Annotated in this window: 17 protein-coding genes; 7 read left to right on the top strand and 10 right to left on the bottom strand. The window is 56.4% G+C overall.

Annotation, left to right across the window (positions count from 1 at the left end; translation table 11 throughout):
* Window positions 1-13 precede the first annotated feature (13 nt).
* The 6 genes from GS620_RS14820 to GS620_RS14845 all read right to left on the bottom strand — a co-directional run bounded on the left by GS620_RS14820 (window position 14) and on the right by GS620_RS14845 (window position 6469).
* Window positions 14-817 carry a ParA family protein gene (locus GS620_RS14820; RefSeq protein WP_152459610.1) on the bottom strand — a complete coding sequence of 268 codons (804 nt, stop codon included), beginning with the start codon at window positions 815-817 and terminating at the stop codon, window positions 14-16.
* A complete protein-coding gene (gene rsmG, locus GS620_RS14825) occupies window positions 810-1427 on the bottom strand; it encodes a 16S rRNA (guanine(527)-N(7))-methyltransferase RsmG (protein ID WP_371419752.1) in 618 nt (205 codons plus the stop codon). The genes GS620_RS14820 and rsmG overlap by 8 nt, the downstream gene beginning before the upstream one ends.
* Complete coding sequence (gene mnmG / locus GS620_RS14830; protein WP_171616637.1) at window positions 1427-3295, bottom strand: tRNA uridine-5-carboxymethylaminomethyl(34) synthesis enzyme MnmG; 1869 nt, start codon at window positions 3293-3295, stop codon at window positions 1427-1429. Before mnmG ends, rsmG begins: the two co-directional genes overlap by 1 nt.
* A gap of 12 nt (window positions 3296-3307) precedes the next feature.
* Complete coding sequence (gene mnmE / locus GS620_RS14835) at window positions 3308-4594, bottom strand: tRNA uridine-5-carboxymethylaminomethyl(34) synthesis GTPase MnmE (RefSeq protein WP_171616639.1); 1287 nt, start codon at window positions 4592-4594, stop codon at window positions 3308-3310.
* A 31-nt stretch (window positions 4595-4625) separates the two neighbouring features.
* Complete coding sequence (gene rho, locus GS620_RS14840; RefSeq protein ID WP_170345848.1) at window positions 4626-5897, bottom strand: transcription termination factor Rho; 1272 nt, start codon at window positions 5895-5897, stop codon at window positions 4626-4628.
* 122 nt (window positions 5898-6019) lie between these two features.
* Window positions 6020-6469 carry a CopD family protein gene (locus tag GS620_RS14845; protein ID WP_171171524.1) on the bottom strand — a complete coding sequence of 150 codons (450 nt, stop codon included), beginning with the start codon at window positions 6467-6469 and terminating at the stop codon, window positions 6020-6022.
* A 404-nt stretch (window positions 6470-6873) separates the two neighbouring features.
* Between GS620_RS14845 and GS620_RS14850 the strand changes: the two genes are divergently transcribed.
* Genes GS620_RS14850 through dnaQ form a run of 4 tightly spaced genes read left to right on the top strand, consistent with a single transcriptional unit; the run spans window position 6874 to window position 9608 of the window.
* Window positions 6874-7473 carry a nucleoside triphosphate pyrophosphatase gene (locus GS620_RS14850; protein ID WP_171616641.1) on the top strand — a complete coding sequence of 200 codons (600 nt, stop codon included), beginning with the start codon at window positions 6874-6876 and terminating at the stop codon, window positions 7471-7473.
* Entirely contained in the window at window positions 7470-8303 is an 834-nt protein-coding gene (locus GS620_RS14855) for a shikimate dehydrogenase (protein WP_171616643.1), read from the top strand. Before GS620_RS14850 ends, GS620_RS14855 begins: the two co-directional genes overlap by 4 nt.
* A complete protein-coding gene (coaE, locus tag GS620_RS14860; RefSeq protein ID WP_171230151.1) occupies window positions 8300-8893 on the top strand; it encodes a dephospho-CoA kinase in 594 nt (197 codons plus the stop codon). Before GS620_RS14855 ends, coaE begins: the two co-directional genes overlap by 4 nt.
* Window positions 8886-9608 carry a DNA polymerase III subunit epsilon gene (dnaQ, locus tag GS620_RS14865; RefSeq protein WP_152459619.1) on the top strand — a complete coding sequence of 241 codons (723 nt, stop codon included), beginning with the start codon at window positions 8886-8888 and terminating at the stop codon, window positions 9606-9608. Before coaE ends, dnaQ begins: the two co-directional genes overlap by 8 nt.
* A gap of 24 nt (window positions 9609-9632) precedes the next feature.
* On the opposite strand, the gene secB is transcribed toward dnaQ, so the two are convergent.
* Window positions 9633-10133: a protein-export chaperone SecB gene (gene secB, locus GS620_RS14870; RefSeq protein WP_152459620.1), complete on the bottom strand. Its 501-nt coding sequence runs from the start codon at window positions 10131-10133 to the stop codon at window positions 9633-9635.
* A 54-nt stretch (window positions 10134-10187) separates the two neighbouring features.
* Window positions 10188-10688: an FxsA family protein gene (locus GS620_RS14875; RefSeq protein ID WP_171616645.1), complete on the bottom strand. Its 501-nt coding sequence runs from the start codon at window positions 10686-10688 to the stop codon at window positions 10188-10190.
* Window positions 10689-10796: 108 nt separating this feature from the next.
* On the opposite strand from GS620_RS14875, the gene GS620_RS14880 reads away from it, so the two are divergent.
* Genes GS620_RS14880 through GS620_RS14890 form a run of 3 tightly spaced genes read left to right on the top strand, consistent with a single transcriptional unit; the run spans window position 10797 to window position 13080 of the window.
* Entirely contained in the window at window positions 10797-11456 is a 660-nt protein-coding gene (locus GS620_RS14880) for a Tim44/TimA family putative adaptor protein (protein WP_152459622.1), read from the top strand.
* Window positions 11453-12493, top strand: coding sequence for a murein transglycosylase A (locus GS620_RS14885; protein WP_171116688.1), 1041 nt, complete (start codon window positions 11453-11455; stop codon window positions 12491-12493). The genes GS620_RS14880 and GS620_RS14885 overlap by 4 nt, the downstream gene beginning before the upstream one ends.
* Window positions 12493-13080 (top strand): Smr/MutS family protein, encoded by a 588-nt coding sequence (locus tag GS620_RS14890; RefSeq protein ID WP_171616647.1) that lies wholly within the window; start codon window positions 12493-12495, stop codon window positions 13078-13080. The genes GS620_RS14885 and GS620_RS14890 overlap by 1 nt, the downstream gene beginning before the upstream one ends.
* Here the strand turns inward: GS620_RS14890 and GS620_RS14895 are convergent.
* Window positions 13077-14297, bottom strand: coding sequence for an MFS transporter (locus tag GS620_RS14895; RefSeq protein ID WP_171616649.1), 1221 nt, complete (start codon window positions 14295-14297; stop codon window positions 13077-13079). The genes GS620_RS14890 and GS620_RS14895 overlap by 4 nt on opposite strands.
* Window positions 14294-15394: an alpha/beta fold hydrolase gene (locus GS620_RS14900; RefSeq protein ID WP_171206541.1), complete on the bottom strand. Its 1101-nt coding sequence runs from the start codon at window positions 15392-15394 to the stop codon at window positions 14294-14296. Before GS620_RS14900 ends, GS620_RS14895 begins: the two co-directional genes overlap by 4 nt.
* Window positions 15395-15458 lie beyond the last annotated feature (64 nt).

Below are 15458 nucleotides of genomic sequence, written 5' to 3' on the forward strand. Positions count from 1 at the left end.
TCCTCGTTCCCGCTCAGGCAGCGGTCTTATTGTTCTTGTGCAAGATCTCACGAGCAAGATGCCGGTAGGCCATGGCCCCAAGCGATCCCGAGTCATATTGCAAAACAGGCAGCGCATATGACGGCGCTTCGCTGACCCGCACATTTCTGGGTATCTTCGTTTTAAAGACCATCTCACCCAGATTGTCACGCGCGTCCTTTTCAACCTGACGGGACAAGTTGTTGCGGTTGTCATACATGGTCAACACAATACCTTCGATTCTCAGATCTGGGTTAGCCGTTTGGCGGACCTCTCGAATCGTCAGCATCAGTTGTGAAAGCCCTTCAAGGGCAAAGAACTCGCTCTGCAGCGGAACAAGCACCGAATGCGAAGCAACCATTGCATTCACGGTCAGCAAGTTTAAGGACGGCGGGCAGTCGATAAGCACAAAATCCAGTTCAAACGCATCTATGGCTGGCTGCCTCAAAGCATCATGCAAAAGATAGCTGCGTTTTTCGTTGGAGATTAGTTCAATATCGGCGGAACTCAGATCAACGGTCGCCGGAACAACGAAAAGACCTTCGATTTCAGTTTCCTGAACGACGGCCTCCAATGGCGCGTCGTCGAGGATCAGATCATAAGTTGTCCAGTCTCGATCTTCGACACCCAAACCTGTCGAAGCGTTCCCCTGCGGGTCAAGGTCAACCACCAGAACCCGACACCCGGATTCGGCCAATCCTGCTGCAAGGTTGATTGCTGTGGTTGTTTTTCCGACCCCACCCTTCTGATTGGCAACAGCAATTATCCGAGGCCCTGAAGGTCGAGACAAATCAACCACGTGATACTCCATTTATCTTAAGGATAACGGCTTGAGGTTCAGTTAAACTTGTAATCGCCTCAGCTTCGAAATTCCATTCCTCACGTGCGTCTTCCAGCTCTTTTTTCCAATTTGCACCTTTGGGCAACAACGCTGTCCCGTTGGTGTGTAAATGCCTGTCACAAAAGGACAACAGGGTGCGCAAGTCAGCCAGCGCTCGGGCGGAAACTATGTTTGCAGCCAAAGGATCAACCGATTCAATCCTTTTTGAAGTAACCGTGCATTTTATACCGCATTCCCGCGCAACGCTGCGCAAGAAAGCCGATTTCCGCTGGTCGCTCTCGATCATATTGAATGCGGCGCCTGGGTTTTCTTCCGCGGCGATGATGGCGCAGACCATACCCGGGAATCCGCCTCCGCTTCCCAGGTCCGCCCAGGTGTCAAACCTGTCAGCGCACCGATAGACTTGCACCGAATCCAGAATATGCCGGTCCCAGATATGCTCCAAACTGTTCTTCGACACGAGGTTGATCTTAGGATTCCAACGCTTCACCAGATCAACATAGGTCACGAGGCGATCGAATGTTTCACGTGAAACATTTAGGTCTCCAAACTTCGAATAATCAACCATCATGCCTGACGAGCTCTTTGATCCCGGCGTAGTTTTGCCAGAACAAGCGTCAGCGCTGCCGGAGTAACGCCCTCGACACGACTTGCCTGAGCGATATTGGCGGGTTTCGCTTGCGACAGCTTCTGTTTCATCTCCGACGACAGGCCGTCCAAGGCAAAATAGTCGAACTCATGCGGGATGACATAGGATTCATCCCGCTTCATTGCTTCGACATCCCGCTTTTGTCTGGCAATGTAGTTGGCATACAAGGCGTCCCGCTCAATCTGGAGCCTGATTTTTGGGTCGACGTCCTGCAAATCAGGAACGAGAGGCAACAAATCTTCGAACGAGGTGTCGGGGAATGCCAGAATTGCCATCCCATCTCTACGGTTTCCGTCCTGATTAACGTTTATACCGGCAGCGAGAACTTCCTTGGGTGTGTAAGTGCGTTCCGTCAGCTTTAACTTCACACTCTCAAGTTGGTTCATTTTATCTTCGAACTGAATCTTGCGCCCTTCTCCGACGCACCCCAGCTCCAAACCAAGCGGTGTCAACCGTTGATCAGCATTGTCGGCACGCAGAGATAGCCGGAACTCCGCGCGCGATGTGAACATGCGGTAAGGTTCGGCAACCCCTCGAGTTGTCAAATCGTCGATCATTACGCCAACATAACTGTCGGATCGTGTAAAATGGATGGGCTCCCGCCCTTGGGTCTCCAACGCCGCGTTGAGGCCCGCCACCATGCCCTGAGCCGCGGCTTCCTCATATCCTGTGGTCCCATTTATCTGTCCCGCTAGATATAGTCCGGGAACAGCCGGCAAGGATAAAGAAGCGCTCAGGACACGCGGATCAACATAGTCGTATTCGATTGCATATCCCGGTTGCAGAATTTCTGCATTTTCCAATCCTTTGATTGACCGCACATAGTCCAGCTGAACATCCTGGGGAAGAGATGTCGATATGCCGTTCGGATAGATTGTGTGGTCGTTGATCCCTTCGGGTTCAAGGAAGATTTGATGCGATTCCTTGTCGGCGAAGCGTACGATCTTATCTTCGATCGAAGGGCAATAACGCGGGCCTACCCCATCGATGTGACCGCCATACATGGCAGATTTCGAAAGATTTTCCGCAATGATCTCATGCGTTCGCGCATTTGTATGTGTAATTCCGCAAGAAATCTGGGGCGCGACAACGGATTTCGACATGAAAGAAAACAGGGTTGGCTCATCGTCGCCGTCCTGCCTTTCAAGATCGGACCAATCAATGCTCCGCCCGTCCAGACGCGGCGGTGTGCCGGTTTTCAATCGCCCCATAGGAAGATCGTATCCATCCAACCGCTCAGCCAATTTGATGGAGGGCCGATCCCCCATTCTCCCGCCTGGGCGAGACACGTCACCGATATGGATGACGCCCCTTAGAAACGTACCGGACGTCAGAATAACGGCGCGGGCGGAAAGTTCTGATCCATCGGAAAGAACAACACCTGCAACCTTTTCGCCGTTCATCAGGAAATCGACAACCTCGCCAACAACGACGGACAGGTTATCCTGCTTCTCCGTTACCTGTTGCATAGCAAGACGATAAAGGGCGCGATCCGCCTGCGCTCTCGGCCCCTGAACGGCGGGCCCCTTTCGACGGTTCAATAATCGAAACTGAATGCCGGCCTGATCCGCCACGCGACCCATGACGCCATCCAAGGCGTCGATCTCACGCACAAGATGGCCTTTCCCCAAACCGCCAATCGCTGGATTGCAGGACATGACGCCAATGTCCGTTGCAGACAGCGTCACCAACGCCGTTGTAGCGCCCATTCTGGCTGATGCATGAGCGGCCTCGGTTCCGGCATGACCTGCGCCGATGACGATGACATCAAACTTCGAATGTTTCACGTGAAACACTCCTTATTTTCCCAAACAGAAGCTGGAGAAGATTTCATCCAACAGAGTTTCCACGTCTATTCTGCCCACCAGGGATTCAAGGGCGCGAATGGCGGTTCTCAGCTCCTCTGCTGCGATATCATACAGGTCTGGGCCTGATTCCAGAACCGAGATTGCAGATGTGAGTGAGTCCAATGCTCTGGTGATTGCAATGCGGTGACGTTCCCGAGTAGCAATACCATGGGTAGTGGTTCGCTGACGCAGAACACACGATATATCGTCTACTAACGCATCTATTCCCTGGCCTGTTTTCCCTGACACACCCTTTTCCCCGATCCCTCTAAGATCTGCTTTGGGCAAAACATGTATATCATCTTCCCGCATCTCCACCCCTAGGTCCTTCGGTGTTTCAGACAGGAAAACGCGAAGATCGGCGGCCTCCGCTCTGCTGCGCGCTAGCTCGATACCCAGGTTTTCGACATGATCTTCGGTCTTTCGCAGCCCTGCCGTATCCAGCAAGGTCACCGGTAATCCAGCCAGATCCATTCGAACTTCGATCACATCACGCGTGGTTCCAGCATATTCCGAAGTAATGGCCGCCTCACGGCCTGCCAAGGCATTCAAAAGGGTGGATTTTCCCGCATTTGGAAGGCCGACGATCGCAACCTCGAACCCTGAACGAATTCGCTCGGCAATCTTGACTCCATCTGCCTCGCGATGAAGGTCGGACATGACGCCCTGGATCAACTCGCGCACTTCCGGCGTGACATCGGTTGGAACTTCTTCATCAGCAAAATCGATGACAGCCTCCAACAGGGACGCAGCCCGTATCAAATCCCGACGCCACCGTTCAGCCAATGTGCCCAGCTCACCCGCCAGAATGGTCTGAGCCTGCTTCCGTTGTGCTTCCGTTTCTGCATCGATTAGATCGGCCAGGCCTTCAACCTGAGTCAGGTCCATCTTGCCGTTTTCCAGCGCTCGGCGTGTGAACTCACCCGGTTCAGCGATGCGCAACCCTTCTGTATCCGACAGGCAGCGCAGAACGGCGTTGACAGAGGCGGTGCTTCCATGAATCTGAAGCTCGGCCACGTCCTCACCGGTAAAACTGGCCGGAGCCTGGAAGGTCAAGACCAATCCGTCGTCCAAACGTGCTCCGCCATGATCGGTCAGAGTGCGCAGGACCATGCCACGCTTTGGCAGCGCTCCACCCGTCAGGCGCGCCGCTGCTGAATGGGAGTCCGGACCCGAGAGGCGGATGACCGCCACCCCGGCTTTGCCCTGCGCGCTGGCCAAGGCGAATATCGTATCCATTCGAAGGCCTCGCTAGAGTTAAAGACCAATGTCAGGTGTTCATGGAATCGAAGAATTCGCTGTTTGTCTTTGTCTGCTTCAACTTGGACAACAAGAACTCGATTGCGTCGGTCGTGCCCATCGGGTTGAGGATACGCCGCAGAACGAAGGTCTTGGCCAGATCACCCTTGTCGACCAGAAGATCCTCTTTCCGCGTGCCGGATTTGAGGATGTCGATGGCCGGGAACACTCGCTTGTCCGCGATCTTGCGATCCAGAACGATTTCCGAGTTGCCTGTACCTTTGAATTCTTCAAAGATGACCTCGTCCATCCGGCTGCCGGTATCAATCAGTGCGGTTGCGATGATGGTCAGCGATCCGCCTTCCTCGATGTTCCGCGCCGCACCAAAAAACCGCTTGGGCCGTTGCAGGGCGTTTGCGTCCACACCACCGGTCAGAACTTTACCCGAGGATGGGACCACGGTGTTAAAAGCCCTACCAAGTCTTGTGATCGAGTCGAGAAGGATAACAACATCTCGTTTGTGTTCGACCAGACGCTTGGCTTTTTCGATCACCATTTCCGACACGGCAACGTGACGCGACGCCGGTTCATCAAAGGTCGAAGATACCACCTCGCCCTTCACTGAACGCTGCATGTCGGTGACTTCTTCCGGGCGTTCGTCGATCAGCAGGACGATCAGGTAGCATTCCGGGTGGTTGCGCTCGATCGAATGCGCGATGTTTTGCAGGATCACCGTCTTACCGGTGCGCGGCGGCGCCACGATCAACGACCGCTGGCCCTTGCCGATCGGCGCGACCAGGTCGATCACCCGTGCGGACTTGTCCTTGATGGTCGGATCCTCGATTTCCATCTTCAGCCGCTCATCCGGATAAAGCGGCGTCAGGTTGTCGAACAGGATCTTGTGCTTGGCCTTTTCCGGGTCTTCGAAGTTGATCTTGGTCACCTTCGTCAGCGCGAAATAGCGCTCATTCTCATCCGGGGCTTTGATCTCGCCTTCCACGGTATCCCCTGTCCGCAATGAGTGCTGGCGGATCATCTCGGGTGAGACATAGATGTCATCCGGGCCGGGCAGATAGTTCGCCTCGGGCGAGCGCAGGAAGCCGAAACCGTCCTGAAGCACTTCAAGCACGCCATCGCCACCAACGGTCCAGCCTTCATCTGCGCGTTCACGCAAGATCTGGAACATCATCTCGCCCTTGCGCATGGTCGAGGCGTTTTCGATCTCCAGCTCTTCGGCCATCGCCAGAAGGTCTTTGGGGCTTTTGGCTTTCAGATCAGCAAGATTCAGGGATTCGGTTGTCATGATATATACCTTCACCGCTGACAGCGCGGCACGAAGTGGAATTTCAGTATGGAAGATACGCCGCCCGGACGGGCGTGTTGATCCCTACATAAGCGCAGTGCGGGGCGGAGTCAAACAGGCCCTCAGAACTTCAGAACGACCGCCAGAACGATGGCAACCATCAAAACGGTCGGGACCTCGTTCATCATGCGAAACTGCCGCCCACTGAGCGTGTTTCGCCCTTCCAGGAAATCCTTGCGTCGCGCCATCAACCAGTGATGAAACCATGTCATGCCGATCACGGCGGCGCCCTTGACCCAGGGCCAGCTCCAGTCCCATCCCACGATGCCCGGCGTAAACACCATGATCAAACCACAAACCCAGGCAACGATCATCGCTGGTCTCATGATCACACGCAGCAGCTTTTCTTCCATTTCAAAGAAAATGTCCTGTGCGCCTTCTACGGCCTGTGCCTTTTCGACGTGATAGACAAACAACCTGGGCAGATAGAACAGGCCCGCCATCCACGAAATCACCGCCATGATATGGAGCGATTTCACCCATGGGTACAAAGTGAACAGAAGATCGGTCATTTCGGCTCCGGGCGTTGTTCGGGACCCTCCCTAATAAAAAAATAAGAAAAGAAAAAGGATGATGGTTTTGTAGGGTGAGTAAAATCCGTGGATTACTTTTTTACACAAGTGTTTTCCCCAGGTGGACAGAACACGGATTTTTTCATGTGATTCTGTTGGTGGATATTTTTATCATTTAAAATCAATTATTTATTATCAGTATTCCTTGTTCCACTTGGGGATAACTGGTAGGAGAATTTGGGATATCGGGCTTTTCCAGAGAAACTGACTTATCCTTGTCCGGACGGGATGGGATTTGAGCGACTCGGGGATCTCTGGCGCGAAATCCCCGGGGTTGCGTGTCAACTGGAAAACCATACAAAGCACCCCTGAACTCTCAATGATTTGCACACGGGGTTTTCCACATGTCTGTCCCCATTCTTCTTGCTTCCGGGTCCGCCATTCGCGCGCAGATGCTTGAAAATGCAGGCGTACCGTTTGTGGTTCAAACCGCGCGCGTGGATGAAGAGACGGCCAAACGCGCCCTGCTGGCTGAAAGCGCATCTCCACGGGACATTGCCGATACACTCGCAGAAATGAAGGCGCGGAAGGTAAGCGACAAAAATCCCGGTGCCATGGTTCTGGGATGTGATCAGGTTTTGGATTTTGACGGTCAGCTGATGTCAAAGCCGGAAACCCCCGAACAGGCGTTGGCCCAGCTGAAAGCCATGCGTGGCAAGCGGCATATGCTTTTGTCCGCAGCGGTGATCTATCAGAATGCAGAGCCGGTCTGGCGGCATGTGGGGCAGGTACGATTGCGGATGCGGGCCAGTTCCGACACCTATCTGAAGGATTACGTGGCGCGAAACTGGGACAGTATCCGCCACGCCGTCGGAGGCTACAAGCTGGAGGAAGAAGGTGTCCGCCTGTTCGCCACCATTGACGGCGACTATTTTAACGTTTTGGGTATGCCCCTGTTGGAGCTGCTCAACTTTCTGGCTGTCAAAGGGGTAATCGATCAATGACGGACTATCGGGTTCCTTTGGCCGGTGTGATTGGACATCCCATTGGTCACTCACGATCCCCCAAACTGCACGGTCATTGGCTGAAGACATACGGTCTTGCCGGTCACTACATCCCGATGGATGTGGCGCCCGCCGACCTGGAAACTGTGTTGCGCACCCTGCCCAGGGCGGGTTTTGTCGGCGCCAATGTGACCGTTCCCCACAAGGAAGCCGCCCTGAAGATCGCGGATCATGCGTCTGACCGTGCGACGGTGATAGGTGCGGCGAACACTCTGGTGTTTCGTGAAGATGGCTCGATCCACGCGGATAACACTGACGGATACGGGTTCATGGAGAATCTTCGCACCGGTGCGCCGGACTGGAATGCAAAGGACGGGCCAGCTGTTGTATTCGGGGCCGGAGGGGCCGCGCGCGCCGTGTTGCAGGCATTGTCTGACGCGGGTGTTCCGGAAATCCTGCTGACCAACCGAACCCGCGCCCGTGCGGATCATCTGAAAGAGGAATTCGGTCAACGTATCCGCGTGGTGGATTGGGTTCAGGCCGGAAATGTCATCGAAAACGCAGAACTCGTGGTGAACACCACCTCGTTGGGCATGCAGGGCCAACCGGAATTGCGGGTTCCGCTTGATGGGTTGCAGCCCGGTGCCGTGGTGACGGATCTGGTTTATGCGCCATTGAAAACCCGCCTGTTGCAAACCGCTGAACAGGCTGGATGCACCGCAGTCGATGGGCTGGGCATGTTGTTGCATCAGGCAGTGCCCGGTTTTGAACGCTGGTTCGGCGTGCGCCCCGAAGTTGATGCTGATGCACGTGCGGCGGCCATGGCATGAATTTTGCGCTTGGCCTGACCGGTTCCATCGGCATGGGGAAAAGCACAACGGCGCAGATGTTCGTCGAAGAAGGTTGTGCCTTGTGGGATGCGGATGCGGCGGTGCATCGCCTGTATTCCAGGGGGGGCGCGGCCGTTGGCCCCATGGAACGATTGTTTCCGTCGGCCATTCAGGACGGTGCGGTCAACCGGGAGGCGCTGAAACAGATAATTGCCGCCGATCCTGCTGCGCTGAAGGCCATCGAAGCCATCGTCCACCCTCTGGTCGCTGCTGACCGCGCAGCATTTCGTGAAGCCGCGACAAACGACATCCTGGTGTTCGACATTCCGCTTTTGTTTGAAACGGGCGGTGACGTGGCGATGGACGCGGTGGCTTGTGTTTCGATCCCGGCCAACGAGCAAAAGCGGCGTGTCATGGAACGGGGCACAATGACCGAGGCGCAGTTCGAGCAAATCCGAGCCAAGCAGATGCCGAATGAAGAAAAATGCGCGCGGTCGGATTACGTCATCGTGACCGACACTCTGGACCACGCCCGCGCGCAGGTGCAGGATGTGGTCAGGCAGATACGGGCGGGGATGGCAGATGCGTGAAATTGTACTCGACACCGAAACCACGGGTTTCGATCCCGAAAGCGGTGATCGGATCGTGGAAATCGGCGCCGTTGAACTGTGGAACCACGTCGCAACGGGTGAGACGTATCACGTCTACATCAACCCCGAACGTTCGATGCCGGAAGAGGCATTTGGCGTGCATGGCATCGGCCCGGACCTGTTGGAAAACCCACGTCCGCCGGAAAAGGGTGAAGTGACGCTGAAAGACAAACCGGTTTTTGCCAAGATCGGTCACGCTTTTCGCGAATTCGTCGGCGATGCGCGGCTGGTGATCCACAATGCATCTTTCGACATGAAGTTCCTGAATGCCGAACTGAAATGGATGGGTGCCCCGCTCATCCCGATGGAACAGGCGCTGGATACGCTGGCGATTGCGCGCAAACGGTTTCCCGGTTCGCCGGCCTCACTGGATGCGCTTTGCCGTCGCTTCAATATCGACAACTCGAACCGTGTACTGCACGGCGCGTTGCTCGACTCTGAAATCCTGGCCGAAGTTTATCTTGAGCTGATCGGAGGACGACAGCCCGATTTTGGACTGTCAACATCTGCATCATCCGTGGCAGGCGGCGGCGATGATTGGCGACCGGCACCACGAGCAACGCCACTGCCGTCTCGTATTACCGAGGATGAACGCGCGGCACATGACGCATTCATAGAAAAACTGGGCGACAATGCCCTGTGGACCCGCACCTGATCCCATCAGGCACGGGCTAAACCCTCAGGCATCTGTCTTCTGGGACTGTTCGGCCTGACGACGCATCAGTTCGTTGCGGTACAGGGCGACGAAATCGATATTGTCCAGATTCACCGGTGGGAAACCGCCGTCGCGGGTGATGTCGCTGACGATGCGGCGCAGGAACGGGAACAGCATCCGCGGGCATTCGATCATCAGGAACGGGTGCAACTGGTCTTCCGGCACACCTTCCACGTGGAACAGGCCGCAATAGTCCAGTTCACAAAGGAACAGAACGTCTTCCAGGCCTTTGGCTTTGGATGTCAGGTTCAGCTTGATCGACACTTCGAACTGGTGGTCAGCCGGGCGCTTCTTGGCATCCAGATTCACCTGAACCGCGATTTCGGGCTGTACGTCACCGGAAACACCCTTCTGGGCCATCACGTTCTCAAAGGACATGTCGCGGATGAACTGCCCCAGAACACGCATCTGAACTTGCGGGGCGGCTTTGGCCGCAGTGTTTTCTGCAGCTTTTTCTTCGGCCATGGATCTACTCCAAAAATGAAATTCGCCACTGCTTATCAAGTTGGGCGCGGCACCTCAATGCCGGTGGGGGCCTTCCACCCATTTAGACGGCTTTGACGGATCATTTTTTGGGCGGACCTCGGTAAAGTCACCATCTATGATGTCACCCTGATCGAACGGATTTCCCCGAGACTGAAAACCGGGGCCTTGGCCCATCTGAAACTGGGTAACGGTGACTTTCGATCTGAGATACCTGAAAACCGCAACCCGCACGCCGGGAACAAGCAACGCAAATCCAATGGCATCAGTAAAGAATCCCGGTGTAAGCAACAAAGCGCCCGACAACAGGATCATCGCACCATGAGCCAGCGGCTCGGTCGGGTCGTCCAGTTCGGCAAACGACCGTTGCAGGTTTCCCAACGCCATGCGACCTTGTGTCCGCACCAAAACAGTGCCCAAAACCGCCGTCATCACTACGATGGCAAGGGTTGGCCACAAGCCGATCAACCCGCCAACCTGAATAAACAGCGCGATCTCGATGATGGGCACCAACAAAAATGCCAAGAACAGATACATTTGCGTTATCCTTTCCCTTAGGCCGGGCTGTGGACTTGCCACCTACGGTCACCTACATAGTGGCATGAGGCCGCGTATACAAAGCCGCGGTTCTGAAAAGAGGATGAAATGAACGAACCCATGATCCAGTTGCTGGTCCTGGCCGGAATTGCCGTTTTCCTGATCCTGCGCCTCAAGAGCGTGTTGGGCACGCGTGAAGGTTTTGAGAAACCGCCTGTGCAGCAGCAGCCCGAAGCGCATAAGTCGCGCCGCGATTTCGAAGTGATCGAAGGCGGCCCGGATCATGACATCACAGACCATGTCCCGGAAGACAGCGAGCTGGCACAGACGCTGGCGGCGATGAAACGCGTTGAACCCGGTTTTTCCGTCACCGAGTTTGTTCAGGGTGCGCGCGGTGCCTATGAAATGATCGTGATGGGGTTTGAGAAGGGCAACCTGGACGAGATCCAGCCATTCCTGTCGGAAGAAGTTTTTGAATCCTTCGTTGCGGGCGTCGCCGCACGAGAAGATCAGGGCCTGACGATCGAGGCCGAGTTCATCGGTGTCCGAGAGACGACCCTGACGGATGTGAAATTCGACAAGGATACCAATCAGGCCGAGATCACTATGAAATTCGTGGGTGAACTGACATCGGTTGTGCGGGATCGCGGTGGCGATATCGTCGAAGGCAGCCCCAACACCGTGAAACGCCAAAAGGACAGCTGGACCTTTGCCCGTGTGATGGGCAAGGACGACCCGAACTGGCTGCTTGTTGCCACGGACGCATGATTGCCACGCTCCGGTCGCTTTTACTGGTGGGTGCAATGACCACTGCCAGCGCTGCCGGGGCCGAGGCAACGCGATCCATTCTGTCGTTCGATGATCTGCGTGGCTGGGCCGAGGATGACCACGGTGCAGCCCTGTCAGTTTTTCTGAACACCTGCGGGGATCTGAAGGATCCCGATTGGCGGGCCCTGTGCGGTGTGGCAAGAACCTATGATGCCGAAGCGGCACGGTCGTTCTTTGAGCTCTTTTTTCGCCCTGTTCTGGTCGAGGATGGTGAGGATGCCCTGTTCACGGGGTATTTCGAACCCGAACTTGATGGTGCGCGTACCCGGACGGATCGTTTCAAGTATCCCATCTACAAAATGCCGCCCGAGGCCCGCGCTGAGGGGCCCTGGCTGAGCCGGCGAGAAATCCTGACCAGTGATGTCATGCAGGGCCGCGGGCTTGAGATTGCCTGGGTCGATGACCCCGTAGAGTTGTTTTTTCTGCAAATCCAGGGTTCGGGCCGCGTTCGATTGCCGGATGGCGGCGCTTTGCGCGTCGGGTATGGCGGTGCGAACGGGCATCCCTACAGGTCAATTGGCGTGGAACTGGTGCGGCGCGGCATTCTTGGCGCGCATGAGGTCAGCGCGCAGATGATCCGCGCCTGGGTGCGCAAGAACCCCGAGGCTGGCGCGGAATTGCTGTTCCACAACCCATCATACGTGTTTTTCCGCGAAGTTTCACGTGTCGCGCCCGAGCTTGGGCCGCTGGGCGCCATGAACCGATCTGTCACGACGATGCGCAGCATTGCGGCTGATCCCGCCTATACCCCATTGGGTGCGCCGGTGTGGGTGGAAAAGGACGGCAAGGAACCAATCCGCCGCCTGATGATCGCGCAGGATACAGGTGCGGCCATCAAAGGCGCGCAGCGGGCCGATATCTTTTTCGGAACGGGGGACGAAGCCGGTCAGGCCGCGGGCAAGCTGAAGGATCCCGGTCGGATGGTGCTGTTGCTGCCCATCCAGCGTGCCTATGCCCTGCTGCCGGATGAATTCTGATGACCCGGCGCAAACTGACAAGCGAAGAGATCGAGCTGTGGCGCAAGGTCGCCAAACAGGCCGAGAGGCTGCACCCGGAAATCCCGCAGACGATCCATCCGACCTCTTTGCCGAAACCCAAGCCCAAGAAAACTCCGAAACCCCGTTTTCAGGCATTCGAACTTGGACAGACCCATCAGTCGAAACCGAAACCGAACGACCTGAAGCCCAAGGTGACGGATGCGTTGCGCAATGCACCGGTTCAGATGGACAACAAGGCCTTTGGTCGGATGAAGCGCGGCAAGCTGAAACCCGAAGGCAAGCTGGATCTGCACGGTATGCGGGTGGCTTCGGCCCATCCGGCGCTGATCCGATTCATCCTGAGCGCGCAAGCACAGGGTAAGCGTCTGGTTTTGGTCGTGACCGGCAAAGGCAAGGATCGGGACGAGCCCGGTCCGATTCCGACGCCGCGAGGTGTTCTGCGAAATCAGGTTCCTCACTGGTTGTCGATCCCACCGCTGGCCCAGGCGGTGTTGCAGGTCACGCCGGCTCATATAAGCCACGGCGGAGACGGGGCGTATTACGTGTATCTCAGGCGGGTGCGTTAAAGGTCGCGACACGCGCGGGAAATACCGACCCAAACAAGGCTGCATACCAGCACGAAGAGCAGGCCAATCCAGAAAAACTGAATGCTCAGCGGGATACCAAGGTCAATCAGAACGCCGGTCAGACCTGGGCCGATGGCTGACCCCAGTACCATGACAGCCGCAGCCATCGCCTTGATGGCCCCGATATGCCGGGTCCCATAGAATTCTGCCCAGAACGCGCTGGGCAACGTGCTGTTCGCTCCGACCGTCAGGCCAAGAAACACCAACCCGATCGTCGCGCCGCTGATTGATTCAGTCATGCCCAGAACCACAAACCCAACCGCCATCGGAAGCTGATAGAATGGCATGATGCGTGCAGTGCCCCATTTGTCCAATGCCCAGCCCGCAGCAAACATCGACAGCAGTGATACTCCGGTAAAGATCGGGAACAGAGCGACCAGTTGGATATGCTGCCAGCCTTTGACCTCGGCGAAATAGACCTGATGGAAGAAAAACGCGGTGATGAATGCCGATGGCGCAAGCACGGCGGGCACCATGAACCAGAACAAGGGGTCAAACAGCGCGTCGCGACGGCTCCAGTGGCGACCCTGCATCCCAATGGCAGAGGATTCGCTGGCAAGGCTTTGCGGTGTTCGTTCCTCGCGCAACAGCCGCATCAACACGGGTATTCCCAAGGCAGTCATCCCTGCCGCGACCACCCACAGCCAACGCCAGTCCAGGTAAACCATGGCTGCAACAAAGATCAGGGGCAGCAGGGCCTCACCGATGGCATAGCCGATGGATGCAATGGAAAGCGCCTTGCCCCGCGTGACCGTAAACCACCGCGCCATGGCGACCGCGGCCAGATGTGTGCTCATCCCCTGACCCAGCAGGCGCAACAGAAAAATCACCACTGGCAACAGGAGCAGCCAGGTATTCAGCGCCATGGCAAGGGCGGCCAGGGCCAACCCAGCCAGAACCGCCGGACCCAGCACCCGGACGCGAAAGATATCCGTCAGCCCTCCGGCCCAGATCATCACGATGGCCGACAGGGTTGTGCCCAATGTATATAGCCCACCCCACGCACCGTGGCCGAGGCTGAATTCCGCGCGGATTTCACCGGCAAAGATCGAGATGAAGAACGTCTGCCCGAAGCTGGATAAAAACGTCAGAAGAACGCCGGCGCCAAGCCAGGTGGCATTGTCTAGAAGATACCGACGCAGCTTGAACCGCGTCACGGAGTGGTAACCTGTGCCTGCCCGGTTTCCGTCAGAACAATTTCAGTGGCCCCGTCTGGATTGCGCTCGCTGGGTGGCACCAGAATATCAATGGTCGGTCGATCTTCCCGCCCGAAGGTATTGTTGACACGCCGCAACGAGTTGAGGATCGACAATAAAGCCGGAGAGGTCGCGGCAACGAAATGCGAGGATGCCGCGTCACTGTTGAAAGCAGTCGTGTCGATCACGCTGATCGGGAATTCCTCGAGCGAGTCAACCGAACTGATGTTCCCCAACCGCTGGCCCTCATCCGTGCCACGCAAGCGGCCCGAGATGTTCAGGATCTTGTCCTTTTGCGACACCATTACGATGAACGGATCGGGGGGGTTGTCGATACGTTTCATCTGCGAGCGAAACAGATCAAGATCAAGATCAGGCGAGATCAGAACGACCCCTTCGATGTTTCGCTTGGCCCAGCCGGGTTCCTGCAATTCGGTTTGCCGCATCATCTCCATCGTCAACGCACCGCCCATGGAATGCGCGACCAGAATAACGCGTTTGACACCCATGGCTTTCAGTTCGCGGATGGTCTGTTCCAACCCGTCGCGGGCGAACAGCATACTGTCCAGATCATAGGCATATCCATAGCCCGTCGCGCGGCTGGGCCAGGAATACACCAGCGTTGATCCGGGGAGGCCGATGTCATGTGTCAGCTGCGCCGCGCGGAAGATCGTTTCGGTCTGGGTCGAATTGTAGCCGTGCACAAAGATAGTGACGTCATCCTGTCCTCGCAGGTGTTTGCGCAGCCCCTGCGGTCCATCCAACTCGGTCACGTCTGCCAGAACGAATTCTTTCCGCGGATTCGGGTTCGCGTAGGAGAAGCGGAGCGTACCCGGAGTGTGCGTGGGTGGAATAGAAACCGTCGTTTCCAGGAACCTGAGCGTTTCACCGCGTCGGAATCCATAGGATCCATCGGCCTCACGCGCGCGGGTCGTGCTTGCGAAGATGGTTTCAGGTGTTCCGATGTTCACGGCACCGGGCACGACCTCGGACACCGTCCGGTCGACACAGGCGTTGAGCGAAAGGGATATGAACAGAATGACGAAGTATCGCAGCACGGGCCAGACCTCGGGGTGACTTGTGCACACGCTAGCCTATTCCTGCGCGACGTCCAGCACGGCA

The organism is Ruegeria sp. HKCCD6428, assembly GCF_013110595.1.
Taxonomy (GTDB): domain Bacteria; phylum Pseudomonadota; class Alphaproteobacteria; order Rhodobacterales; family Rhodobacteraceae; genus Ruegeria.